General features: G+C 62.8%; 20 protein-coding genes, 3 tRNA genes and 1 riboswitch. Of the genes, 14 read left to right on the forward strand and 9 right to left on the reverse strand.

Annotated features, from left to right (window positions below; genetic code table 11):
• Positions 1-159: 159 nt before the first annotated feature.
• The 7 genes from xdhC to D1Y85_RS00995 all read left to right on the forward strand — a co-directional run bounded on the left by xdhC (position 160) and on the right by D1Y85_RS00995 (position 8,939).
• Positions 160-1,224, forward strand: coding sequence for a xanthine dehydrogenase accessory protein XdhC (gene xdhC, locus D1Y85_RS00965; RefSeq protein WP_124149156.1), 1,065 nt, complete (start codon positions 160-162; stop codon positions 1,222-1,224).
• Between the two features lie 37 nt (positions 1,225-1,261).
• Positions 1,262-2,296, forward strand: coding sequence for an adenosine deaminase (locus tag D1Y85_RS00970; RefSeq protein WP_124149157.1), 1,035 nt, complete (start codon positions 1,262-1,264; stop codon positions 2,294-2,296).
• A gap of 177 nt (positions 2,297-2,473) precedes the next feature.
• Positions 2,474-3,796, forward strand: a complete 1,323-nt coding sequence (guaD, locus tag D1Y85_RS00975) for a guanine deaminase (RefSeq protein WP_124149158.1) — start codon at positions 2,474-2,476, stop codon at positions 3,794-3,796.
• A 1-nt stretch (position 3,797) separates the two neighbouring features.
• Positions 3,798-3,999, forward strand: a riboswitch (yybP-ykoY riboswitch).
• A 56-nt stretch (positions 4,000-4,055) separates the two neighbouring features.
• Positions 4,056-4,628, forward strand: coding sequence for a TMEM165/GDT1 family protein (locus tag D1Y85_RS00980; protein WP_124149159.1), 573 nt, complete (start codon positions 4,056-4,058; stop codon positions 4,626-4,628).
• 246 nt (positions 4,629-4,874) lie between these two features.
• Positions 4,875-7,568 (forward strand): aminopeptidase N, encoded by a 2,694-nt coding sequence (pepN, locus tag D1Y85_RS00985; protein ID WP_124149160.1) that lies wholly within the window; start codon positions 4,875-4,877, stop codon positions 7,566-7,568.
• Positions 7,569-7,786: 218 nt separating this feature from the next.
• The gene (locus D1Y85_RS00990; RefSeq protein WP_124149161.1) at positions 7,787-8,803 is read left to right on the forward strand and encodes a class 1 fructose-bisphosphatase; all 1,017 of its coding nucleotides are present in this window, start codon (positions 7,787-7,789) and stop codon (positions 8,801-8,803) included.
• Positions 8,804-8,863: 60 nt separating this feature from the next.
• Positions 8,864-8,939: transfer RNA gene (locus D1Y85_RS00995), tRNA-Thr, on the forward strand.
• A gap of 73 nt (positions 8,940-9,012) precedes the next feature.
• Here D1Y85_RS00995 and D1Y85_RS01000 read toward each other — a convergent pair.
• Complete coding sequence (locus tag D1Y85_RS01000; RefSeq protein ID WP_124149162.1) at positions 9,013-9,921, reverse strand: LysR family transcriptional regulator; 909 nt, start codon at positions 9,919-9,921, stop codon at positions 9,013-9,015.
• 115 nt (positions 9,922-10,036) lie between these two features.
• Here D1Y85_RS01000 and D1Y85_RS01005 point away from each other — a divergent pair, with 115 nt between their 5' ends.
• From D1Y85_RS01005 to D1Y85_RS01010, 3 genes are all read left to right on the forward strand, one after another.
• Positions 10,037-11,164 carry an aldo/keto reductase gene (locus tag D1Y85_RS01005; RefSeq protein WP_124149163.1) on the forward strand — a complete coding sequence of 376 codons (1,128 nt, stop codon included), beginning with the start codon at positions 10,037-10,039 and terminating at the stop codon, positions 11,162-11,164.
• A 532-nt stretch (positions 11,165-11,696) separates the two neighbouring features.
• Entirely contained in the window at positions 11,697-11,846 is a 150-nt protein-coding gene (locus D1Y85_RS26915) for a hypothetical protein (RefSeq protein ID WP_185218870.1), read from the forward strand.
• Between the two features lie 235 nt (positions 11,847-12,081).
• A complete protein-coding gene (locus D1Y85_RS01010; protein WP_124149164.1) occupies positions 12,082-12,672 on the forward strand; it encodes a chorismate mutase in 591 nt (196 codons plus the stop codon).
• Positions 12,673-12,711: 39 nt separating this feature from the next.
• Here D1Y85_RS01010 and D1Y85_RS01015 read toward each other — a convergent pair whose 3' ends face one another.
• Positions 12,712-13,869, reverse strand: coding sequence for an exonuclease domain-containing protein (locus tag D1Y85_RS01015; protein WP_124149165.1), 1,158 nt, complete (start codon positions 13,867-13,869; stop codon positions 12,712-12,714).
• Positions 13,870-14,131: 262 nt separating this feature from the next.
• Entirely contained in the window at positions 14,132-14,335 is a 204-nt protein-coding gene (locus D1Y85_RS01020) for a cold-shock protein (protein WP_124149166.1), read from the reverse strand.
• A 406-nt stretch (positions 14,336-14,741) separates the two neighbouring features.
• Here D1Y85_RS01020 and D1Y85_RS01025 point away from each other — a divergent pair, with 406 nt between their 5' ends.
• Together D1Y85_RS01025 and D1Y85_RS01030 are read left to right on the forward strand one after the other, a co-directional pair.
• The gene (locus D1Y85_RS01025; protein WP_124149167.1) at positions 14,742-14,948 is read left to right on the forward strand and encodes a hypothetical protein; all 207 of its coding nucleotides are present in this window, start codon (positions 14,742-14,744) and stop codon (positions 14,946-14,948) included.
• 565 nt (positions 14,949-15,513) lie between these two features.
• Positions 15,514-16,692, forward strand: a complete 1,179-nt coding sequence (locus D1Y85_RS01030) for a porin (protein WP_124149168.1) — start codon at positions 15,514-15,516, stop codon at positions 16,690-16,692.
• A gap of 96 nt (positions 16,693-16,788) precedes the next feature.
• Here the strand turns inward: D1Y85_RS01030 and greB are convergent, their stop codons facing one another.
• The gene (gene greB / locus D1Y85_RS01035; RefSeq protein ID WP_124149169.1) at positions 16,789-17,352 is read right to left on the reverse strand and encodes a transcription elongation factor GreB; all 564 of its coding nucleotides are present in this window, start codon (positions 17,350-17,352) and stop codon (positions 16,789-16,791) included.
• Positions 17,353-17,482: 130 nt separating this feature from the next.
• Here greB and D1Y85_RS01040 point away from each other — a divergent pair.
• Both D1Y85_RS01040 and D1Y85_RS01045 read left to right on the forward strand, forming a co-directional pair.
• Positions 17,483-17,559: transfer RNA gene (locus D1Y85_RS01040), tRNA-Arg, on the forward strand.
• Positions 17,560-17,637: 78 nt separating this feature from the next.
• Positions 17,638-17,714 (forward strand) — tRNA-Arg (locus tag D1Y85_RS01045).
• A gap of 115 nt (positions 17,715-17,829) precedes the next feature.
• Here the strand turns inward: D1Y85_RS01045 and D1Y85_RS01050 are convergent.
• The 5 genes from D1Y85_RS01050 to D1Y85_RS01070 form a co-directional block, all read right to left on the reverse strand.
• On the reverse strand, positions 17,830-18,318 hold the full coding sequence (locus D1Y85_RS01050; RefSeq protein ID WP_124149170.1) for a phage protein NinX family protein: 489 nt from the start codon (positions 18,316-18,318) through the stop codon (positions 17,830-17,832).
• A gap of 185 nt (positions 18,319-18,503) precedes the next feature.
• On the reverse strand, positions 18,504-20,873 hold the full coding sequence (locus D1Y85_RS01055; RefSeq protein WP_124149171.1) for a RelA/SpoT family protein: 2,370 nt from the start codon (positions 20,871-20,873) through the stop codon (positions 18,504-18,506).
• 94 nt (positions 20,874-20,967) lie between these two features.
• Positions 20,968-21,171, reverse strand: a complete 204-nt coding sequence (gene rpoZ, locus D1Y85_RS01060) for a DNA-directed RNA polymerase subunit omega (RefSeq protein WP_006400783.1) — start codon at positions 21,169-21,171, stop codon at positions 20,968-20,970.
• Positions 21,172-21,211: 40 nt separating this feature from the next.
• Positions 21,212-21,910, reverse strand: coding sequence for a guanylate kinase (gene gmk, locus D1Y85_RS01065; RefSeq protein ID WP_124149172.1), 699 nt, complete (start codon positions 21,908-21,910; stop codon positions 21,212-21,214).
• A gap of 14 nt (positions 21,911-21,924) precedes the next feature.
• Positions 21,925-22,860: a YicC/YloC family endoribonuclease gene (locus D1Y85_RS01070; RefSeq protein ID WP_124149173.1), complete on the reverse strand. Its 936-nt coding sequence runs from the start codon at positions 22,858-22,860 to the stop codon at positions 21,925-21,927.
• Positions 22,861-23,108 lie beyond the last annotated feature (248 nt).

Consider the following 23,108-nt stretch of genomic DNA (forward strand, 5'->3'; position numbering starts at 1 on the left):
GACTTGTGCGCTCGAACGATCAAGTGCGACTGCGGCAGCGCGTTAGCGCGCGACTCGTCCGGCGCACCACACGACGAAGCTGACCGCGCCCCGCGCGAAGCCACGAGAAGATGAACCGGCGGCACGCGAAACGTGCCGCACAGGAAGGAGAAGCGCCAGATGCACACCTGGCTTACCGATCTGCAACACCTGCTCGCACACGGCGACGCCGCTGTGCTCGTGACGGTCGCGCGCGTCGAGGGATCGGCACCGCGCGATCCCGGCACGAAGATGATCGTCACGCGCGACACCGCGCGACACACGATCGGGGGCGGCCACCTCGAATGGAAGGCCACCGAAATCGCGCGCCAGGTGCTGCGCGACGGCATGCGCGTGCCGCGCATGCGCCGTCTCGAGCGCCTCGCACTCGGACCGAGCCTCGGCCAATGTTGCGGCGGTGCAGTCGTGCTCGCGTTCGAGCGGCTCGACGTGGGCGATCTCGGGTGGCTCGCGTCGCTGGCGCGCCGTCTGGCGGCGGGTGAATCGACGGTGCGTAGCGTATCATTTCGCCCCTCGCACGACGCAGGCACATCCGGGACGCAAAACGGCCAGAGGAGCGTGGCGGCAACAGCCGACGCCGTGATGCTTTCCGAACCGGAAGCGGGCGTCGAAGCGACCGACTGCCTGCTCTGGAACGCCCGCGATGGCGACGGCGTGGCGATCCTCACCGAGACCATCGCGCCCAACGATTTCCCCGTCGTGCTGTTCGGAGCGGGACATGTCGGCGCGGCGCTCGTGCGCGTGCTCGGCACGCTGCCGTGCCGGGTGCGCTGGGTCGACGAGCGCGACGCTGCGTTCCCGACGCCCGAGGCATTCGCGGCGCTCGGCGCGCGCAACGTCGAAATCGACGCGAACGATGCCCCCGACGAAGCCGTCGACAAAGCTTTGCCCGGCACGAGCTTCATCGTGATGACGCACGATCATTCGCGCGACCTCGAACTCGCCGAACGCATCCTGCGGCGCGGCGATTACGTGTTCTTCGGCATGATCGGCTCGCATACGAAGCGCAAGCAGTTCGAGCACCGGCTTGCCGCACGCGGCATCGACCCCGCGCAGATCGCGCGGATGAAGTGCCCTCTCGGCGTCGAGGGTATCGCCGACAAGTCGCCGGAAGCGATTGCGATCTCCGCCGCCGCGCAGCTGCTGCAGACGATCGAGGCGCACGCCGCCGTGCATTGCGCGTGATGTCACCTACTCACAGACCAACCAGACCATGACCGTCATGACCCACACCGTCCCGCTCACTGAAAAGGCCGCACGCGCGCCGAAGGCCGAGCTGCACATTCACATCGAAGGCTCACTCGAACCCGAGCTGATCTTCAAGCTCGCACAGCGCAACAACATGAAGCTCGCTTACGACTCGATCGAGTCATTGCGCGACGCCTACGCATTCACCGATCTGCAATCGTTCCTCGACATCTACTACGCGGGCGCGAGCGTGCTGCTAACGGAAGCCGACTTCTACGACATGACGATGGCCTACTGCGAGCGTGCGCTCGCAGACAACGTCGTACATGCGGAAATCTTCTTCGACCCACAGACGCACACCGAACGCGGCGTAGCGATCGAAACGGTCGTCGCAGGCATCGACCGCGCGCTCGCCGACACCGAAAAACGCGGCCTCACGAGCAAGCTCATCCTGTGCTTCCTGCGCCATCTGAGCGAAGCCGATGCACTTGCCACCTTCGACGCCGCACTGCCGCTCTTCGAGCGTTACCCACGCCTGATCGGCGTGGGCCTCGATTCGTCGGAACGCGGGCATCCGCCCTCGAAGTTCGAGCGCGTATTCGAACGCGCACGCGCCATTGGGTTGAAGCTGGTCGCGCACGCAGGCGAGGAAGGTCCACCCTCGTACATCTACGAGGCGCTCGACTTGCTCAAGGTGGACCGCGTCGATCACGGCGTGCGCAGCATCGAAGACGCGGCGCTCGTCACGCGTCTCGCTGACACGCGCGTGGCGCTCACGGTCTGCCCGCTTTCGAATATCAAGCTGTGCGTATTCGACGACATGACGAGGCACACGCTCAAGGACCTGCTCGACCACGGCGTGGCGGTAACCGTCAATTCCGACGATCCCGCCTACTTCGGCGGCTACGTGAACGACAACTACACGGCGACCATCGATGCACTCAAACTGGATGACGCCGAGGTCCACACCATCCTGCGCAACAGCTTCGAGGCGTCGTTCGTGACGCCGCAAGAACGCGACGCGATGATCGCGAAACTCGACGCTTACTGGAACGGCACCGCTGCCTAAGCCCATTGACCAGCAAAACGCGAGCCCCTGCCCAGGCCGCCGCGCGCCTGCAACGTACCGCATTGCACCGCGCGAACGCCGGGCCATGGGCGCTTGCGCGCCGTGTTTGCGGTAACGCAACGCCCGACGAACGTTGAACGTCATTGAATACCTGAACACTCCAGAGACGTCGTTGCCATGACTCAATCCGCTTACCGCGCAAAACTGTTGACGTTTACCGGCGACCCCGCGCAATCGGCCGACGCCGCCGTCTATCATGAAGACGGCGTCGTGATCGTCGAAGACGGACATGTGGTCGCATCGGGTGCGTGGACTGAGCTCGCCAACTGTGTCGAAGATGACGCGAGCGTCCATGACCTGCGCGACAAGCTGATCGTGCCGGGCTTCATCGACACGCACATCCACTACCCGCAGACCGACATCATCGCGTCGCCGGCGGCCGGCCTGCTGCCGTGGCTCGAAACATGGACGTACCCGACCGAACGCGGTTTCGAGGACCAGGCGCTGGCCGAAGACACGGCGCGCTTTTTCGTCGATGAACTGCTCGCGAACGGGACGACCACGGCGCTCGTCTACTGCACGGTGCACAAACAGTCCGCCGATGCGCTCTTCAGCGCGAGCGAAGCGAAGAACCTGCGGATGATCGCGGGCAAAGTGTTGATGGACCGCCACTGCCCCGAGTTCCTTCGCGACACACCGCAGACGGGCTACGACGACAGCGCCGCGTTGATCGGCCGCTGGCACAATCGCGGCCGCCTGATGTACGCGCTGACGCCGCGCTTCGCGCCCACGTCGACCGAGGCGCAGTTGGAGGCCTGCCAGGCGCTGGCGAAAGCGCATCCGGACATCTTCATCCAGAGCCACGTCGCCGAGAATCGCGACGAGGTGAAGTGGGTGCGCAAACTCTTCCCGCGACAGCGCAGCTACGTCGACGTCTACGATCACTACGGACTCCTGCGGCGCCGCGCCGTGTATGGCCACTGTATCTGGCTCGACGACGAAGACCGCCGCCGCATGGCGCAGACGGGCGCAGTAGCCGCACACTGCCCGACGTCGAACCTGTTCCTCGGGAGCGGCCTGTTCGACTTCGAAAAGGCCAGCGAGGCAGCGATGCGAGTCACGCTCGCGACCGATGTCGGCGGCGGCACGTCGTTCTCGATGCTGCAAACGATGAACGAAGCGCACAAGGTCGCACGCATGGGCGGCCATCACCTCACCGCGACCCGCATGTTCTGGCTCGCGACGGCTGGCGCAGCCGAGGCGCTCGACCTGGGCGAGACAATCGGCACGCTCGCGCCGAAGAGCGAAGCCGACTTCGTCGTGCTCGATCTACAGGCGACGCCGTTGCTCGCGCGGCGCACGGCGCGCGCACGATCGCTCGAAGAACTGCTGTTCGCGCTTGCGGTGCTCGGCGACGACCGCACCGTGTACGAGACCTACGCGGCCGGCGAGTGCGTGCATCGCCGCGGTGAGCGCGCAGCGCTACCCGCGGTGCTATAATCCGCCGCTCATTGGGGAGTAGCCGCCCCGCATCGTGCCGCGCTTCTGGACTTTCATCACACCAGACGCCATTCGCGCAAAAGCCGCGCAAGCGCCGCGCACGATTCGCGGGGGCACCTGTCAACAGACTTGGCCGTTGCGGCCATGGCAGGTGCAGCCTCTGGCCTGGCGAGACCGATGACCCATGACCGCCGCTACAGGGCCCGGCGCGTCGCGGGTCGTCGCTCGCACACCTTCCGGCCCGAGGATCCATCTAAACGTGAACCAGGCATTTCTAGTCTCTACTGGCGCCGTCGCGCTCGCTGAAATCGGCGACAAGACCCAGTTGCTTTCGCTCGTCCTCGCCGCCCGCTATCGCAAGCCGGTGCCGATCATTCTCGGCGTGCTCGTCGCGACGCTCGTGAACCACGCCGGCGCAGGGGCGCTCGGCACGTGGCTCGGCTCGCTCGTTACGCCTTCGGTGATGCGCTGGACGCTCGCCGCTTCGTTCGTCGCCATGGGCCTGTGGATACTCGTGCCCGACAAGCTCGACGATGGCGAAAGCAACATCAACCGCTCGCATCTTGGCGTGTTCGGCACGACCGTCGTGACCTTCTTCCTCGCCGAAATGGGCGACAAGACGCAGATCGCCACCGTCGCGCTCGCGGCGCGTTTTCACGACTTTATCGGCGTGGTGGCCGGCACGACGCTCGGAATGATGATCGCCAATGTACCGGCGATCCTGCTCGGTGACCGCTTCGCCCACAAGCTGCCGACGAAACTCGTGCACGGCATCGCCGCCGTCCTGTTCGTCGTGCTCGGCGTGCTTGCGGTGATGGGCGTGGGCGTCTGAAGCGCCTGAAGCATTGCTTGAAGGATTGAGAGCACGCGAAAAACGGCCGGCTAGCAAAGCAGTCCGGGCGCACTGCCCTGCGCGTTCGGAGCCAGGTCGCACGCTGCACAACGGCCGTCGTGCGAGCGGCCCCCGGACAAGCCGCCCGCGCCTTTGTACAATGAAACGCGATACACCTCGCGTCGCGGCCCGAACCCGCCGCCCGAGCCCGCGTGCCACCTATTCGACGAAACGCCAGCCCCGACCATGACCGATACCGCCGCCACGCCCAACGTGATCCGCCGCGCCGACTATGCGCCGCCCGCCTTTCTGATCGACACGGTCGATCTCGAGTTCGACCTCGTCCCCGAACGTACGATCGTCAAGAACACGATGCGGGTGCGCCGCAACCCCGCCGCGGCTCACACCCGCGACCTCGAACTGATGGGCGAGCAACTGGAATTCGTCAGCGCGGCGATCGACGCGAAGCCGTACGCGAATGTGCGCGTCCACGACCACGGCATCACGATCGAGGACGTGCCCGATTCGTTCGAACTCACGCTCACCGGCGCGTGCGACCCCGCGGCCAACACGACGCTCTCGGGCCTCTACGTGTCGAGCGGCAACTTCTTCACGCAGTGTGAAGCCGAAGGATTTCGCCGCATCACCTGGTTTCTCGACCGCCCCGACGTGATGGCCACCTACACGGTCACGCTGCGCGCCGACAAGGCGGCGTATCCCGTGCTGCTGTCGAACGGCAACCTGATCGCCGAAGGCGACCTGCCCGACGGCCGTCACTACGCAAAGTGGGAAGACCCGTTTCGCAAGCCGAGCTACCTGTTCGCGCTGGTCGCGGGCAAGCTCGTCGCGCTCGAAGAGCGCATCAAGACGGGCTCGGGCAAGGACAAGCTGCTGCAGGTCTGGGTGGAGCCGCACGACCTCGACAAGACGCGCCACGCGATGGACTCGCTCATCCACTCGATCCGCTGGGATGAGGCGCGCTTCGGCCTCGAACTCGATCTGGACCGTTTCATGATCGTCGCGGTGAGCGACTTCAACATGGGCGCGATGGAGAACAAAGGGCTCAACATCTTCAACACGAAGTACGTGCTGGCGAATCCCGAAACGGCCACCGACACCGACTTCGCCAACATCGAAGCCGTGGTCGGCCACGAGTACTTCCATAACTGGACTGGCAACCGCGTCACGTGCCGCGACTGGTTCCAGCTGAGCCTGAAGGAAGGCCTCACGGTGTTCCGCGACCAGGAGTTCTCGGCGGCGATGTCCGGCGGCGACGAAAATGCCGCCGCGCGCGCGACGAAGCGCATCGAAGACGTGCGCGTGCTGCGCCAGATGCAGTTCGCGGAGGACGCGGGTCCGATGGCGCATCCGGTGCGCCCTGAGAGCTACGTCGAGATCAACAACTTCTACACGATGACCGTCTACGAAAAAGGCGCGGAAGTCGTGCGGATGTATCAGACGCTGTTCGGCCGCGACGGCTTCCGCAAGGGCATGGATCTGTACTTCCAGCGCTACGACGGCCAGGCCGTGACCTGCGACGACTTCCGCGCCGCGATGGCCGATGCCAACGGCTGCGACCTCGCACAGTACGAGCGCTGGTACAGCCAGGCCGGCACGCCGCGCGTGCGCGTGACGACGCGCTACGACGAAGCGCAAAAGCGGTACAGCGTGACGCTCGCGCAGGATTACGGCAACGCTTCGCCCGCCGCACGCGAAACGCAGATGGGCCCCCTGTTGATCCCGTTCGCGATCGGCCTGATTGGCCCGGACGGGGCAGACCTGCCGCTGCGCCTCGAAGGCGAATCGGCGGCGAACGGCACGACGCGCGTACTCGAATTCACCGAGGCCCAGCAGACTTTCACGTTCGTCGACGTCCCCGCGAAGCCGCTGCCCTCCTTGCTGCGCGACTTCTCGGCACCCGTGATCGTCGAGTACGACTACGGTGACGACGAACTCGCGTTCCTGCTTGCAAACGACAGCGACGCCTTCAACCGCTGGGAAGCCGGTCAGCGGTTCGCGACGCGCGAACTGCTGGCACTTGCCGCGCGCGCGGCGGCTGGCGAGCCGCTCGAAGTCGACGGCGGGCTCGTCGATGCATTTGGGCGAGTGCTCAACGACGAAACGCTTTCGCCTTCGTTCCGCGAACTGGCGCTGATGCTGCCATCGGAAACGTATCTCGCCGAACAGATGGCCCTGTCCGACCCCGCCGCCGTGCACACCGCGCGCCAGTTCGTGCGCAAGCGCCTCGGCACCGCGCTCAAGGCCGACTGGCTCGCCACGTTCGACAAGCACCGCACGCCGGGCGCCTACGAACCGACGCCCGAGGCGGCGGGCCACCGCGCGCTCAAGAACCTCGCGTTGTCGTATCTGTCCGAACTCGACGATCCCGCCGACGCCGTGCGCCTCGCCACCGCGCAATACGACGCGGCGAACAACATGACCGACCGCGCGGCAGCGCTGTCGGCCTTGCTGAACACCTCGGCCGCTACAGGCGGCGACGTCGCGAGCCGCGCGCTGGCCGACTTCTACACGCGATTCGAGCGCGAGCCGCTCGTCATCGACAAGTGGTTCGCCCTGCAAGCCACGCAACGCGGAAGCGCACAGCGCCCTGTGATCGAGACCGTGCGCGCGCTGATGCAACATCCGGCGTTCAATCTGAAGAATCCGAATCGCGCGCGCTCGCTGATCTTCAGCTTCTGCGCCGCGAACCCGGCGCAGTTCCACGCCGCCGACGGCTCGGGCTACGCGTTCTGGGCCGAACAGGTACTGGAACTCGACGCCATCAATCCGCAGGTCGCCGCTCGCCTCGCGCGCAATCTCGAACTATGGCGCCGTTTCACGCCGCAACTGCGCGAACGGATGCGCGCGGCGCTGGAGAAGGTCGCCGCGGGCGTGAAGTCGCGCGACGTGCGGGAGATCGTCGAGAAGGCGCTGGCCTGACGCGGCAGCGCGACAGTGACCGCTCCCTCAAAACCGGCCCGCGTGGCCGGTTTTTTTTCGCCTGCTTTTCCACATTTTGTCGCGTGACTGCGCGCCGGTTGCACCCTGACGCACGACCGGATCGCCGCGCTGCAATATTTTTTACCCCGTCCCGCCCGGGTCGGGCGAGACCGAGCAGGTAGAATTGCGCTATTCCCTGTGTTTCCGGAGTGACCGCAATGGCCTTGCACCGTCGTACCACCCTCACGAAGTACCTGATCGAGCAGCAACGCGAAAACCACAATCTTCCCGCCGATCTGCGCCTGTTGATCGAAGTCGTCGCGCGTGCGTGCAAGGCGATCAGCTACAACGTCAGCAAGGGCGCGCTCGGCGATGCGCTCGGCACCGCCGGCAGCGAGAACGTCCAGGGCGAAGTCCAGAAGAACCTCGACATTCTGTCGAACGAAATCCTGCTCGACGCCAATGAATGGGGCGGCAACCTGGCCGCGATGGCGTCGGAGGAAATGGAAACCTTCTTCCCGATTCCCGCCAACTACCCGAAAGGCGAATACCTGCTCGTGTTCGACCCGCTCGACGGCTCGTCGAACATCGACGTGAACGTCTCGATCGGCACGATCTTCTCGGTGCTGCGCTGCCCGGACGGCAAGCAGCCCACGGAAGCGTCGTTCCTGCAGCCGGGCACGCAGCAGGTCGCGGCCGGCTACGCCGTGTACGGCCCGCAGACCGTCTTCGTGCTCACGACCGGCCACGGCGTGAACTGCTTCACGCTCGACCGCGAACTGGGCTCGTGGGTGCTCACGCAGAGCAACATGCGCATCCCCGAAGACACGCGTGAGTACGCGATCAACGCCTCGAATGCGCGTCACTGGTACGAGCCGGTGCAGAAGTACGTCAGCGAGCTGAACGCCGGCAAGGAAGGTCCGCGCGGCGATAACTTCAACATGCGCTGGATCGCGTCGATGGTCGCCGACGTGCACCGCATCCTGAGCCGCGGCGGCATCTTCATGTACCCGGCGGACCGCCGCGATCCGTCGAAGCCGGGCAAGCTGCGACTCATGTATGAAGCGAATCCGATGGCGTTCATCGTCGAGCAGGCAGGCGGCGCGGCGACCAACGGCAACCAGCGCATCCTCGACGTCCAGCCGAAGAGCCTGCACGAGCGCGTCGCGGTGTTCCTCGGCTCGAAAAATGAGGTCGAGCGTGTGACCCGCTACCACCACGAAGTAAACAAATAAAAAAATGCAGGAGGGGCTTGCGAGACAGCGAAATCCTTCCTATAATCTTCCTTCTCTGATGCCGGAATAGCTCAGACGGTAGAGCAGCGCATTCGTAATGCGAAGGTCGGGGGTTCGATTCCTCTTTCCGGCACCAAAAGAATCAAGCAAAAAGCCCAGTCCTCGCGACTGGGCTTTTTGCTTTGCAGCGGCTTCGTGCTGCCACGTCGTTACAGCCCTTCTCTTTTCTCCCTCAAGAAGTCGATCAACGCCCGCAGCTTCGCGGGCATCTGTGCGCGACCCGCCGTGTACAAGTGGAAGCCGGGGAACGTTGGACACCACGTCTGCAGCACGGGCACGAGCCGCCCGTCGTCGAGCTGCGCACGCACGTAGTCGTCGATCACATGCAACAAGCCGACGCCCCGCTCTGCAGCCTGCACCATCGTCCGCAGATCGTTGGTGACGAAGCGCCCTTGCGTGATGACGTCGAACACACGCCGCGGCTCTTCGGACCGCGCAAACTCCCACCGATACACCCCACCCGACGCGAACCGGTAATGCAGGCAGTCATGCGCGCCGAGTTCGTCGGGCGTCGCAGGCGGTGGACGGTGCATGAAGTAGTCCGGCGAGCCGACGACCGCGATCCGTATCGGCCCGCCCAGCGCGACCGCGACCATCCCAGGCGCAACACTTTCGCCGAGGCGGATGGCGGCATCGAAGCCTTCACCCACGAGGTCGGCGAAGCCGTCGTCGAGTGCGAGTTCCAGCCGGATCTGCGGATACCGCTGCAAAAACTCGCTGAGGTGCGGCATCACCAGCAACTCGCTCGCGATACGCGAAAGGTTGATGCGTAACGTACCCGCCGGGCGGCCGCGTGCTTCGTCCAGCGCCTCGAAGGCGGCGTCGATTTCAGCAAGTGCCGGCTGCACGCGAGCGAGGAACTGCGCACCGGCCTCGGTCAGCACGACGCGGCGCGTCGTCCGATTGAAGAGGCGCACACCCAGTTGCGCCTCGAGCGCGCGCACATTCTGCGAAAGCGCAGACGTCGACATGCTCATTGCCTGCGCGGCGCGCGTAAAGCTGCCAAGCCGCGCGACGGCAGCGACGCCCGACAGCGCGGACAGGCGGGACGCATCCATGACGCCTCCATTGTGAAGCGGCGCTTCACAGTCCTTTCAGGTGAAGCCGATTTTTTCACAAAAAGAACGGGCGCACGATAGGGCCATCGCTGACCCACCACCCAAGGAGACAGCCATGACGCTCGACCACTACACCCTGCTCGGCCATTCAGGCCTGCGCGTGAGCCCGATATCGCTCGGCACGATGACATTCGGCACCGAATGGGGCTGGGGCGTTGACGAAACCACCGCACGGCAGCTTTTCGATCTCTACGTCGACGCGGGCGGCAACTTCATCGACACGGCCGATCTCTACACGGAAGGCACGAGTGAGCAATGGATCGGCCGGTTCACGGCGGCGCGCGGGCTGCGCGAGAGGCTGGTGATTGCGACGAAGTACTCTTACAACGCGCAGCCGGGCAACCCCAATGCGGGCGGCAATCACCGCAAAAACCTGCTACGCGCGCTCGAAGGCTCGCTCAAGCGACTCGGCACCGACTACATCGACCTCTATTACCTGCACACCTGGGACCGCATGACACCCGTCGACGAAGTGATGCGCGCAATGGACGACGCCGTGCGCGCGGGCAAGATCCGCTACGTCGGGCTCTCCGACGTACCCGCATGGTACGCGGGCCGCGCGCAGACGCTGGCCGACTGGCGCGGCTTCGAACCTGTCGCAGCAATGCAGGTGGAGTATTCGATGATTGAACGCAACGCGGAACACGAGTTCGCCGACCTCGCGACGAACCTTGGGATGGGGCTCGTACCGTGGAGCCCGCTCGGCATGGGCGTACTGTCGGGCAAGTACCGTCCGTCACAGGGCGCCCAACGTCCGACCGACGTCACGGGCAGCGGCCGCCTGCAGACCATCGGCGCCAATCCGCCACCCGGATTCGACAAGCTTTCGGCGCGCAACTTCGCGATCGTCGCGGAACTGGAGACGGTCGCGAACATCGCGAACCGGCCGATGGCTCAAGTGGCGCTGAACTGGCTTCATCAGAAACGGGGCGTCGCGAGCATAATCGTCGGCGCGACGAAGGCTGCGCAACTCGAGGAATCGCTTTGCGCTCTGGATTTCGTTCTGGCGTCCGAACTGGTCGACCGGCTAGACGCGGCCTCTGAGCCATCCCACCCGTTCCCGTACTACATGTTCGCGGACGGTCATCAAGCGCGCATCCACGGACAGGTCAACGTGGCCGCGCAACCGCCAGACTATAGTCGCTCGCAACGCGTGCCTGCGCCGCAACCGACGTCGACTTAAGCGACACGGAGCGCAACAGCGCGAACCGGTAAATCAATGGCGGCGGAGCGATTCGCACTACCTGGCACCCTCATTTATGTGAGCAACACGATAAATCATATAGACTGACTTTCTCGCGGCTAATTAAATCGAATGAACGAACTGCTACAACATCACGGCGAGTTTTAAAGAAGAATTAACAGTTTTGGCGTCAACCTCCGCCAATAACTATCCGTTGAGTTAACACGGCGGAAATGAACTGGGCAATGCGAAGCGCGCAGCGGCGCGCTCGCATGAAGAAGTGGCAACGCGTCACTTGTGACGGCCAGCGCGCGGATGCTAGCGTGTTTAGTTTCGGCGCGGGGCCTGGAAAGATCCAGCGCGCATGCGAGGGAAAGAGAGGGAACCGCTCGATTATATTCCCCGGCGATTAATACGATGTGACGTTGTGCGGTTAAAGCAACACGCGCGCCGGAAAAGCACTGTTTCCGTGATCGGCACTAGCGCAGTTGAAGGGCCGAGTCAGATAATCGACTCATATAGGAGAAAGATCATGGACGCCAAAGCGCCAAACATTCCGACCCCGGACCAAGTTTTCAGCCCGGATCCGGAACCGGTGGCCGTCGAGTTCCTCGGCGATGAATTGCCCGCACACGTGCGGGCGTTTCTTGACGAGCAACGCAAGGCCCACGAACAGAAATAACGGGGAACGCGCGCACGCGGGGGAGAGGCGAGACGACCGGACTGCCGATCGAGTGTGCGCCTGACTTCATCCGCCGCATCAGGTAGCCACACTCCTTTGTGCGCGTTCGCGCATGCTATCGTCGCGTTGCCGTCGTGACTCGCCGCGCGGATCCGTTATTCGATTTGCCGCATTGGCAATGATTCCGGCTATTCTTCGCTCTTTGCATTCCGGGCCTGCCGGCTTCCCTCCCGACATGAAAGCCTTCGTTCGTGCGAGCGCATGCTGCGCCGCCGCATTGCTACTCGCCCTGCCCGTCGCCCCTGTTCGCGCAGATGGCGACGACACGGCACTGACCAGTCTCATTGCGCTCGTCGCGCAGCGCCTCTCGCTCGCCGAGCCGGTCGCCCTCTGGAAGTGGGCAAATCACAAACCGATCACCGATGCACCCCGCGAAGCGGCACTGCTCGACGATGTGCAGAAGCGCGCGTCCGCAGCAGGTATCGACCCCGCATTCGCGCGCACGTTTTTCCGCGATCAAATCGATGCAAGCACGCAGGTGCAGAACGCCTTGTTCGAAACCTGGCGTGAGTCACAAGCCCCGGCGGGTCCGGCCCCCGATCTGGCTACCGTGACGCGTCCGCAACTCGACCGTCTCACGGGGCAACTGGTCAGCGCGCTCGCTCGAGTTGAGCCGCTGCGCGCGTCCGCCGACTGCCCCGTGCGCGTGGCTCGATCGATTGCAACCTGGAAACAGTTGACTCGCTACGACGCCGTGAGCGCCGATGCAATGAATCGCGCGCTCGGACACGTCTGCGAAGCGGGCGGCGTGGGCGGAACGGCTTAAGCGTCAGGCACCGGAGTCGCTGCGCTTATCGTGAAGTGCTCAGGCAACGTTCGCAATTCCAGTCGCTCCGAACGCGTCCAGCGGTTGCACGCGCAAACCGCGTTCGAGACGGCTCTGCAGGATACGCCACGTCGAAAGTTCGAATGGAGGCTCACTTGCCTCGCGCGCGAGCGCCGTCGCCTCGGCAAGACTTGCCGCCGCGCCCAGGTAGCACCACCGGTCGACCAGATGCAAGACGCTGGGGCCGCCCGACACATCGCACTCTTCGACCAGCACGACGCCCTCGAACGGCCAGGGCGCCGATTGCGGATCGTGCCTCGTCACGCGCGGCACGCGGTTGAAGGCGGGCCGAAGTGCGGCGATCCATTGCGCTTCGACCAGCAGCGCGCCGAGTTCACCGCCCGTCGCGCGCCACTCCACTCGCCGAATCTGCTGCGCCATACGCTGCTCGCGCGCCGAGCGTCGCTCGCCCGATAGATGCGCACGAACACGCTGACGCACCCGCACGCTGCGCCCTACGTAGATCGGCACACCGTTTTCACCATAAAAAGCGTAGACGCCGTGGCCGGCCGGCGCCGTGTCGATCAGCTCGTCGGTGATCTCGCCGGCCAGGCGATGACGACGCGTCAGTCGGTCGATCTGCGCGTCGAGCACTTCTTGCGGCACGAGAGCTGGAAGTTGCTGCCAGAATTGCCAGATCAGATCGGCATCGGCGAGCGCCCGGTGGCGATCGGATGGCACAAGCGCGTGTCGCTCGACGAGCGCGTCGAGACCATGACGCTTCTCGGCCGGAAAAAGCGCCCGCGACAAACGCACCGTGCACAGCACGTCGGGGTTGAAAGAGAAGCCAGCACGCTCGAATTCCGCACGCAGGAAACCACGATCGAAGGCAGCGTTGTGGGCGACGAACAACTTGCCTTCCAGCCGCTTGAGCAGCGCGGGCGCGATTTCATCGAACGTTGGTGCGCCCTGCACCATCTGATTGGTGATGCCGGTGAGCTGCTGAATAAAGGGCGGAATTGTCTGCTGCGGATCGACCAGCGTGCACCACCGGGTAACCTGACCCGCCACCACTTCGACAACGCCCACTTCGGTAATCCGGTGTTCGCCCACCGAACCGCCCGTCGTTTCCAGGTCCACAAAAACAATGGGGATATCGACCGGCGACACGCCGGGACTCAGATGACTGTCGGACATGGTGAAGCGGCAAACCTAGATTGAGAGGAAACAGGCGAAGTATGCCCTGTTCGCGCTCGGCTTGCCTGGGTTGCCCGCGCGGAGATGATTTTCTTTCTATTACGACCCCGTGGTTTAGCATCCGGTTATTTCCCGATTGCGAAAAAATAAATTGCAGGGCCGATTATTGATTCTGGATTTGATACATCGAAATACAAAGAGCCCTGGCGTAGCCAGGGCTCTTGTCGCATCGCAACGTGTCGCAACTGCGAGGCGCAGCCACTTACAGCGGCTGAATGTTCGCAGCCTGCTTGCCCTTCGGCCCAACCTTCACCTCGAACGACACTCGCTGGTTCTCCTTGAGCGACTTGAAGCCGTCGGAGCGGATTTCAGAAAAGTGCGCGAACAGATCGTCGCCGCCGGCGTCAGACGTGATAAAGCCAAAGCCCTTCGCATCGTTGAACCATTTGACAAAACCGGTTTCCATGTTTCAGTTTTCCTCGAAATTTGGGTGACGCGGGCATGACCCCTTACGCCAAAAGCAACTGATACCCGCTTCATCGCAATCTCGGCAAAGCGCTTCGATATTGAGCACAGCGGGAAAATCAGTTTTGCCGTTATAAAGGGAACGTCAATCGCCAGTCAAGCGAATTTTTTATAACAGCTTTCCCACACTCACGATAAACGAGCGTGTATCAAGTTAATGAAAAAACGCGTCGTTGAGGAATGCGGTTGTACTGCGTCATTTTTACCCGATTTCTCTTTAAATAGTTAAAACCGGAAAAAATTCCCGAGGCGTAACAATTAGTGTCAAACGTAAGTGTTTTTCCCGGTTGTTAAAGTAAAACATTCAATCCAGGATAAATATAGTTTGCGCGTATCGGGAGGTTGCCATGCTGACGAGTCTGCGGCGCTGGTTGAAGTGGCTTGTGCAAATGGAAGACATCACGCCCGAGGCACCTGGCGAATTTGACACCTACGGTTCGTGGCACGGCGATCACTGGCACAACCTGCTGTGTTCCCCCATGGACGCGCGACACTACGTAATGGAAGACTGGAGCCTGCAACCCGAGCCGCCGCACGGCACGCAAGCCAGATAACGATCTGGTGAATCGACGACAAGCGGCAGTGCCAGGCAAAGGCAAGGCAAACGGCGGGCAAAAAAAAGCGCAGCTTGCGGCCGCGCTAACAAAGGTTTGGAGATCTTTTTCGTCAACGAAAAAGGCTGCTTCGGAAAGCAGTGAGTGCAGTATAGCTGCGTCAGGCATGGCGAATTAACCATACGAAAGACAATCATCTCTTTCCTGAAGCGCAATAATCGCGTCAGAACCGATTTATCTTGTTCGATTTGCAGTCATTTGGGGTGTGGCGATTGCACAACGTCAGTCGGTTGACACCCCCTCCCCGCTCCCGGCAAATACCGCTCAAAGCCTTTACGAGTAAGGCTTAACACGATCTGAAAAACAATTTCAGATACCGCAATACTTTATTGCGGCAATTGGAACGCCTCCTTTCCAAAGGCCATCTCTACACTCTGCCTGTCCGGAAACCGACTTCGTCCGAATAATCCGTACCACGCGATTTCGCCTCTCGCTGCCTTTCGCGTGAGCGGTTTCCACAAGCCTGGGTTTTCCAAAACCCATACTGTTCTCGGAGTTTACAAAGATGAAAAAGACTCTCTTGGTCGCTGCCCTGTCGGGCGTTTTTGCAACGGCCGCGCACGCCCAAAGCAGCGTTACGCTGTACGGTCTGATCGACGCAGGCTTTACGTACACGAATAACCAGGGTGGCCACAGCGCAGAGCAACTGCGCAGCGGCGTGGTCAACGGTAGCCGTTGGGGTCTGCGCGGCGCTGAAGATCTCGGCGGCGGTCTGAAGGCAATCTTCACGTTGGAAAACGGCTTCAACATCGCTAACGGTACGCTCGGCCAGTCGAGCCGCATGTTCGGCCGTCAAGCTTTCGTGGGCCTCGCGAGCGACCAGTACGGCGCCGTGACCCTCGGCCGTCAGTACGACAGCGTCGTCGACTACCTGGCACCGCTCTCGAACACCGGCACGCAATACGGCGGCACGATCGCTGCACACCCGTTCGACAACGACAACCTGAACAACTCGATCCGCTTCAACAACGCGGTCAAGTATTCGAGCGTCAACTATGCGGGCTTCAAGTTCGGCGCAATGTACGCGTTCTCGAACAGCACCGAGTTTGCAAACAACCGCGCGTATAGCTTCGGTGCGTCGTATGACTACGGTCCCCTGAAGTTCGCGGCCGGCTACCTGCAACTGAACAACGACACGGGCGCAGCCTTCCAGGGCGCCTCGGCGTCGAACCCGGGTACTCAAACTGGCGAATACACCTTCAACGCAGGCCGTCAGCGCACGTTCGGCGGCGGCGTGAACTATACGTTCGGCCCGGCAACCGCTGGCCTCCTGTACACGCAGACCAACCTCAGCGGCACAAACGGTGGCAACATCTCGCCTGTCCAGTCGGGCACCACGGCTGGCATCGGCTTCGGCGCAAACAGCGCACGCTTCCAGAACGTCGAAGGCAACATCCGTTACGCTCTGACCCCGGCACTGACCCTGGCTGGCGCGTACACGTACACCCGTGCAAACCTCGGCAGCGGCGTGAACCCGAACTTCAATACGGTTTCGCTGCAGTCGGACTACCTGCTCTCGAAGCGCACCGACGTCTACCTGCAAGGCAACTGGCAGCACGTGTCGTCGAACAAGAACGCGTCTGGCGAAAGCATCGGCCCGATGCTGAACGGTCTGGGTGCGGGCGCAGCTTCGCATACGCAAGATCAGGTCGCTGTGACGGTCGGCATGCGTCACCGCTTCTAAGAAGTACCCTGCTGGCAGTACTGCAGCTAAAAAAGGCGCCGCTTGCGGCGCCTTTTTTTATTTGAGTGCGGGAAATCCTGGCTCGCCTGCAGCAGCTCAACCGCCGGGCGCCGGATACTGAACGTCGAGCACATCGATGGGCGCCGGACCCGCAGGCGTGTGCAGCGTCACCTGATCCCCGACTTTCGCCTTGAGCAGCGCCCGCGCAATGGGCGAGATCCAGCTCACGTGTCCGTGATCGAGATCGATCTCGTCGATTCCGACGATCGTTACCGTATGCGACTCGCCATCCCCGGTGCCATATTCGACAGTCGCACCGAAGAACACCTGATCGGTGTGCTCCTGACGACTGCTGTCCACCACCTCGGCCAGATCGAGCCGCCTGGTCAGAAAACGGATACGCCGGTCGATCTCACGCAGGCGCCGCTTGCCGTAGATGTAATCGCCGTTCTCGGAGCGGTCACCGTTCGAGGCGGCCCACGATACGAGTTTGACCACCTCCGGGCGATCCTCGTCGATCAGATGCAGCAATTCGCTGCGCATGCGGTGGTAGCCCGCAGGCGTGATGTAATTCTTCGCGCCCGGTGGAATCTCGGGCAGACCACCTTCGAGATCGTCATCGTCGTCGCCGGTCGACTCTTTAACAAATGCCTTGTTCATGATGGATCACTGCTATGCGTACAACATGCGCTCGGGTTACACACTCAGGTTACACGAAGCGGACAGCAAGACAAATCGCGATAGAAGCCTTTTCTTTTCTTGAAGCTCTGCTATAATCTCACTTCTGCGTGCGGCTGTAGCTCAGTTGGATAGAGTACTTGGCTACGAACCAAGGGGTCGTGGGTTCGAATCCTGCCAGCCGCGCCACTTATTCCGAGGGCCTTCCTCAGTCAAACGATGGAAGGTCCTTTTGTTTTACAGCATTCGGTAGTACCGTTTTAGCGTGCGGCTGTAGCTCAGTTGGATAGAGTACTTGGCTACGAACCAAGGGGTCGTGGGTTCGAATCCTGCCAGCCGCGCCATCTTTCGAAGGGCCTTCCTGATGATTCAGGAAGGCCCTTTGTCTTTTGTGGCCAGTTTGTGGCCCATTTGAGCCCCTTCCGCGTCCCAATTGCCGCGCGGCGTCTCGCCAGCCATCTAGCGCGGCGCCGTCCCGATATCGCCGATCTGCGCATCCGGGTGCGGCGGGTCCTCCACGTCATCGACAGCACTCGGCTCCCCCACTCGCTGCGCGTGCGGGCCGGTGAGCGCCTGCGGCTGGCGCAGCATCTCAGTCACCGTATCGCCGAAGCGGCTCGTCACGAACGCGCGCAGCAGCGCGATGCGCACCGTATCGCCGTGCGCCTGTACCAATTGATGGCCGCCCTGAAACTCGGCGACGCAGAACGCCTCCTCCCCGTCGCGGCGCTCGCGCAACTCGAAACGCTGCGCTCGCTCGAGCACGACGCCGGCCGCCTCCCACGATGTCGACGGCGTAAAGCGACCGTCCCACGGCCGTCCGCGGTCGTTGCCGCGCACCGCGACCGTCGTACCGCTATCGGTGAAATAAATCTCGCGGACAAAATCATGGAGGCTGCGCGCGACCCAGTAATCGAGCATGACGCCGGTCAGATCAGCTACGTTCATCGCCACTCCCTCGCCTTGAATCGGGAATCGAACGACTGACGGCAATAGGACAGACAAGCAAGCCGATCCTGCCGCGCGGCGAGTCCACTGGAACTGTGTCCCGGGAGCCGGTAGTGAGCGAGCGGTTGAGGCGCGAAGGCCGTGACACGTCCGCCGCCCTGCCTCGGCAGACCGCGTGGGCACGTTTAGTAGTCGGCGCGCTCGCGTTCGATCCGCATGCCGCCGTCGTGACGATGGTGCCCTTCGTCGCTCGAACGTTCACGGGCAATACGCATCACGTCCGGATTCGTGCGCACGCGCCTCATCACGTTCGCAAGGTGCACGCGGTCGCTCACCTGGATCACGAAGCGCAAGAGGTTCGATTCCTGCGCCAGGTCGTCGTCCATGGCGATGTGCACGATGTTCGCATCCGCGGAGGTGATATCGGCGGCCACGCGGGCGAACACGCCCTTCGTGTTCTTCACGAGCACCTTCACCGCGACGTCGAAAAGTCGCCCTGGTTGCGGCGCCCAGGCCACGTCGATCCAGCGACCCGGATCGCGGCGGTGAATGCGCTGTGCGACGCGACAGTCGGTCGTATGGATCGCCATACCGAGCCCGATACCGATGTAACCCATGATGCTGTCACCCGGAATCGGCCGGCAGCACGCCGACAACTGCACCGACATGCCCTCGGTGCCCGTGATGACGACGGGTGGGGCGTGCGGCGCGTTCGGGTCGCGCGACGGATGGTGGTGGTGCTCGTCGTCGTCGGCATCCTGGCCGCTGATCAGCACCTCGATGCGCTTGGCCATGACCGCCGCGACGCGCCGGCCAAGGCCGATATCCGCGAAGATTTCCTGGCGGTCCTTGTTGCCCGTCCACTGGACGAGCTTGTCCCACACTTCCGGCGTGACTTCCGAAAGCTGGTAGCCGTAGCTCTTGAGCGCCTGATCGACGAGCCGCTCGCCGAGCTGCACCGATTCCGTGAGGCGCATCGTCTTGAGGTAGTGACGGATGGCCGAGCGCGCCTTGCCGGTGCGCACGAAGCCGAGCCACGCCGGATTCGGCTTCGAATACGGCGCCGTAATCACCTCGACGATATCGCCGCTCTTCAGCTCGGTACGCAGCGGCAGCAGTTCGTTGTTGATCTTCACGGCGACGCACTGGTTGCCGAGGTCGCTGTGGATCGAATACGCGAAGTCGAGCGCCGTGGCGCCGCGCGGCAGCGCCATGATCTTCGACTTCGGCGTGAAGACGTAGACCGCATCCGGGAACAGGTCGATCTTGACGTGTTCGAGGAACTCGCTCGAATCGCCCGCCTCGCTCTGGATGTCGAGCAGCGACTTGAGCCACTGGTGCGCGCGCTTCTGGACATCGTTCAGATCGGCGCCGCCATTCTTGTAGAGCCAGTGCGCGGCCACACCCGCTTCGGCGATCTCATGCATCTTGCGCGTGCGCACCTGGAACTCGATCGGCGCGCCGAACGGGCCGACCAGCGTGGTGTGCAGGGACTGGTAGCCGTTCACCTTCGGAATGGCGATATAGTCCTTGAACTTGCCCGGCACCGGTTTGTAGAGCGCGTGTAGCGCACCGATGCAGGTGTAGCACTCAAGCGCCGACTCGACCACGACGCGAAAACCATAGACGTCGAGCACCTGCGAAAACGACAACTGCTTGTCGCGCATCTTCTTGTAGATGCTGAAGATGGTCTTCTCGCGACCGGTGACTTCGGCGTCGATCTTCGCGTCAGCAATGGCGCGCTGCACGGCTTCCAGGATCTTCCCAACGACCTCGCGGCGATTGCCGCGCGCTGCCTTCACCGCTTTCTCAAGCGTGGCGTAGCGTTTCGGGTTGAAGTTCGCGAAGCTCAGGTCCTGCAGCTCGCGATAGGTATTGTTCAGGCCGAGCCGGTGCGCGATCGGCGCGTAGATATCGAGCGTTTCGCGCGCGACGCGACGGCGCTTCTCCGGCGGCACTGCGCCCAGTGTGCGCATGTTGTGCAGCCGGTCCGCGAGCTTCACGAGGATGACGCGCACGTCGCGCGCCATCGCGAGCAGCATCTTGCGAAAGTTCTCCGCCTGCGCCTCTTCGCGGTTGCGGAACTCCATCTTGTCGAGTTTCGACAACCCGTCGACCAGTTCCGCGACCTTCGCACCGAAGCGCTCGGCGATCTCGGCCTTGGTCACGCCCTGATCCTCGATCACGTCGTGCAGCAGCGCGGCCATGATCGACTGGGCGTCGAGCTTCCAGCCGGCGCAGATTTCCGCGACGGCGACCGGATGGGTGATGTATGGTTCGCCGCTCTGACGATACTGCCCGAGGTGGGCCTCATCGCTGAAGTGGAACGCGGACTTGACCTCCTTGATTTCCTCGGGTGTGAGGTAACCGGAGAGTGCCGCGGTCAGATTGGCGATGGAGACGACCCCGTGCTTGCGGGGCTGCTCCGGCGTCGCGGTCGGTCCGAACAGATGGCGAAACGACTGTTCGAGAACCGCGTCGATGTAATTGCGCGCAGGGCTCGCGGTCTCGGCTTCCTGGTCCACTTCCGTGGCCGGCGAGGGCGTGGTGCTCATGTTCCCCTCCGTATCAGGTTGGCGTTGACGTTAGAGCGGCTGCGCGCGGTACAGGTACAACTTACGGCTGACCAGGAATGCGGTCGAGGTGCCGTTAAACGGGCACCTTTTTCAGCATTTCCAGGCCCACCTGGCCAGCCGCGATCTCGCGCAGCGCGACGACGGTCGGCTTGTCGCGGCTCTCGATCTTCGGCGTGTGACCTTGTGCGAGCTGGCGCGCGCGATACGTCGCGGCGAGCGCCAGTTCGAAGCGGTTCGGAATCTGTTTCAAACAGTCTTCGACGGTGATGCGGGCCATGTCGGTTTCCTTCTCTTTCTCAGCAGATTCTCATTCTACCTTATGTGCTCGACGACCCGGGCTGAGGGTGGTGTATGCCGAGCTCCACGAAGAGTTCAGTATGACGCGCGTATTGCGACGCGAAACGCAGACGCGTAGCCGTCACTACGTTACGCAAATCCTGCAGCGCCGTGTCGAAGTTTTCGTTGATCACGACGTACTCCGCATCGCTCGCATGCGCCATCTCGCTACCTGCCGCAAGGAGCCGCCGCGTGATGACGTTCGGCTCGTCTTCGCCGCGCTTTCTCAGACGATCCGCGAGCGCATCGAGCGACGGCGGCAGGATGAAAATCTCCACCGCGTTGTGGAAGCGCTGCTTCACCTGCTGCGCGCCCTGCCAGTCGATTTCGAGCAGCACGTCATGGCCGATCTTCATCTGATCTTCGATCCACACACGCGACGTCGCGTAGTAGTTGCCGTGCACTTCGGCGCTTTCGAGGAACTCGCCTTCGGCGTGCCGCTTGAGGAAGTCGTCGACGCTTGTGAAATGGTAGTGCTCGCCGTCGCGCTCCTTCGAGCGCGGCGCGCGCGTCGTGTACGAAATCGACAGGCGGATCGCGCTGTCCGAGGCAAGCAGCGCGTTCACGAGCGTCGACTTGCCTGCGCCCGACGGGGCCACCACCATGAAGAGGTTGCCCGGATAGACGCCCGCGTACGGATTGCGCGGTTTCGCTTCGCCGGGATGTCCGGTAACGGTCATGTTCATTCCTTCGTTCACTCGAGATTCTGGACTTGCTCGCGCATCTGTTCGATGAGGAGCTTGAGCGTCATCGACGCATCGGCGAGTTCCTTTGCCGCCGCCTTCGAGCCGAGCGTGTTCGCCTCGCGGTTGAGTTCCTGCATCATGAAGTCGAGCCGCTTGCCGACCCTGCCGCCCTTCTCGATCACGTGACGCGTTTCGTTCAGATGCGCAGTGAGACGCGAAAGTTCTTCGGCGATGTCGATGCGGATGCCGTACATCGTCACTTCCTGGCGAATGCGCTCGTTGATCTCCTCGCGCGAGACGCCACCGATCGTGGGATTGCCGTTCGCTTCAGGCGCGACGATGCCGAGCGCCTCCTGCAGTCGTTCGACGATCTTTTGCTGATGCTTCACGATCAGCTCGGGCACGAGCGGCGTGATCTTCGCGACGATCGCTTCCATTTCGGCCGCGTTCGCGAGCAGCACGCCCGCGAGCTGCGCGCCTTCGCGCCCGCGTACGTCGATGAGATCGGCAATGGCCTGCTTGCCGCAACCGAGTACCGCGTCGCGCAACACTTCGGGCGCGATTTCGCTTTCAGCCAGCACACCGGGCCAGCGCAGGATCTCACCCGTACGCAGATGGCCCGATTGCGGGAACGCTTCGAGCACTGCACGTTCGAGCGTGGCGAGTTGATCGAGCGCATCGCGGTTCAGTGCGCCCGCATTCGCGCCCTGCTCGCTGCGCTGCACATTGATGCGAATATCGACCTTGCCGCGCGAAAGCTTCGTCATCAGCATCTCGCGCAACGTGGGCTCGCAGACGCGCACGTCTTCGGGCATGCGGAAATTCAGATCGAGAAACCGCGAATTGACGGTACGCAATTCGACGGACACGCTCACACCGCCCGTGCCTGATGCCGCTACAAGCTCGCGTGTGGCGCTTGCGTAGCCAGTCATGCTGTAAATCATGGTTCGTCTCGCGATAAGGCCGTGGCTTCGCGCGGAGAAGCGCGCGGAACACGGCAGAGGGATCGAGGCGCCCGGCGTATAGGAGATGACGCGGGGCGGAGAGACCACATTATCCCATTTTTGGGGGCGCGGACGCCCAGGACGCCGCCGCATTGCCGCCCTCTTTACCTTTCTCGCACGGCCGTCTGCGCTGACGCGCCCACGCCGCCCATCGCACACCTCGCTGCAAGCGGTAAAATTAGCGTTTC

This window comes from Paraburkholderia dinghuensis, from assembly GCF_003837865.1.
Taxonomy (GTDB): domain Bacteria; phylum Pseudomonadota; class Gammaproteobacteria; order Burkholderiales; family Burkholderiaceae; genus Paraburkholderia; species Paraburkholderia dinghuensis.

Excerpts from the sequence above, each read along its gene's own strand:
- gmk (WP_124149172.1), bottom strand. The coding sequence starts at position 21,910 with ATGACCGTTACCGGACATCCCGGCGAAGCGAAACCGCGCAATCCGTAC.
- D1Y85_RS01070 (WP_124149173.1), bottom strand. The coding sequence starts at position 22,860 with ATGATTTACAGCATGACTGGCTACGCAAGCGCCACACGCGAGCTTGTA.
- D1Y85_RS01005 (WP_124149163.1), top strand. The coding sequence starts at position 10,037 with ATGACGCTCGACCACTACACCCTGCTCGGCCATTCAGGCCTGCGCGTG.
- D1Y85_RS26915 (WP_185218870.1), top strand. The coding sequence starts at position 11,697 with ATGGACGCCAAAGCGCCAAACATTCCGACCCCGGACCAAGTTTTCAGC.
- rpoZ (WP_006400783.1), bottom strand. The coding sequence starts at position 21,171 with ATGGCCCGCATCACCGTCGAAGACTGTTTGAAACAGATTCCGAACCGC.
- D1Y85_RS01000 (WP_124149162.1), bottom strand. The coding sequence starts at position 9,921 with ATGGATGCGTCCCGCCTGTCCGCGCTGTCGGGCGTCGCTGCCGTCGCG.
- D1Y85_RS01030 (WP_124149168.1), top strand. The coding sequence starts at position 15,514 with ATGAAAAAGACTCTCTTGGTCGCTGCCCTGTCGGGCGTTTTTGCAACG.
- greB (WP_124149169.1), bottom strand. The coding sequence starts at position 17,352 with ATGAACAAGGCATTTGTTAAAGAGTCGACCGGCGACGACGATGACGAT.
- D1Y85_RS01020 (WP_124149166.1), bottom strand. The coding sequence starts at position 14,335 with ATGGAAACCGGTTTTGTCAAATGGTTCAACGATGCGAAGGGCTTTGGC.
- D1Y85_RS01015 (WP_124149165.1), bottom strand. The coding sequence starts at position 13,869 with ATGTCCGACAGTCATCTGAGTCCCGGCGTGTCGCCGGTCGATATCCCC.
- D1Y85_RS01050 (WP_124149170.1), bottom strand. The coding sequence starts at position 18,318 with ATGAACGTAGCTGATCTGACCGGCGTCATGCTCGATTACTGGGTCGCG.
- D1Y85_RS01025 (WP_124149167.1), top strand. The coding sequence starts at position 14,742 with ATGCTGACGAGTCTGCGGCGCTGGTTGAAGTGGCTTGTGCAAATGGAA.
- D1Y85_RS01010 (WP_124149164.1), top strand. The coding sequence starts at position 12,082 with ATGAAAGCCTTCGTTCGTGCGAGCGCATGCTGCGCCGCCGCATTGCTA.
- D1Y85_RS01055 (WP_124149171.1), bottom strand. The coding sequence starts at position 20,873 with ATGAGCACCACGCCCTCGCCGGCCACGGAAGTGGACCAGGAAGCCGAG.
- D1Y85_RS00990 (WP_124149161.1), top strand. The coding sequence starts at position 7,787 with ATGGCCTTGCACCGTCGTACCACCCTCACGAAGTACCTGATCGAGCAG.
- pepN (WP_124149160.1), top strand. The coding sequence starts at position 4,875 with ATGACCGATACCGCCGCCACGCCCAACGTGATCCGCCGCGCCGACTAT.
- guaD (WP_124149158.1), top strand. The coding sequence starts at position 2,474 with ATGACTCAATCCGCTTACCGCGCAAAACTGTTGACGTTTACCGGCGAC.
- D1Y85_RS00970 (WP_124149157.1), top strand. The coding sequence starts at position 1,262 with ATGACCCACACCGTCCCGCTCACTGAAAAGGCCGCACGCGCGCCGAAG.
- xdhC (WP_124149156.1), top strand. The coding sequence starts at position 160 with ATGCACACCTGGCTTACCGATCTGCAACACCTGCTCGCACACGGCGAC.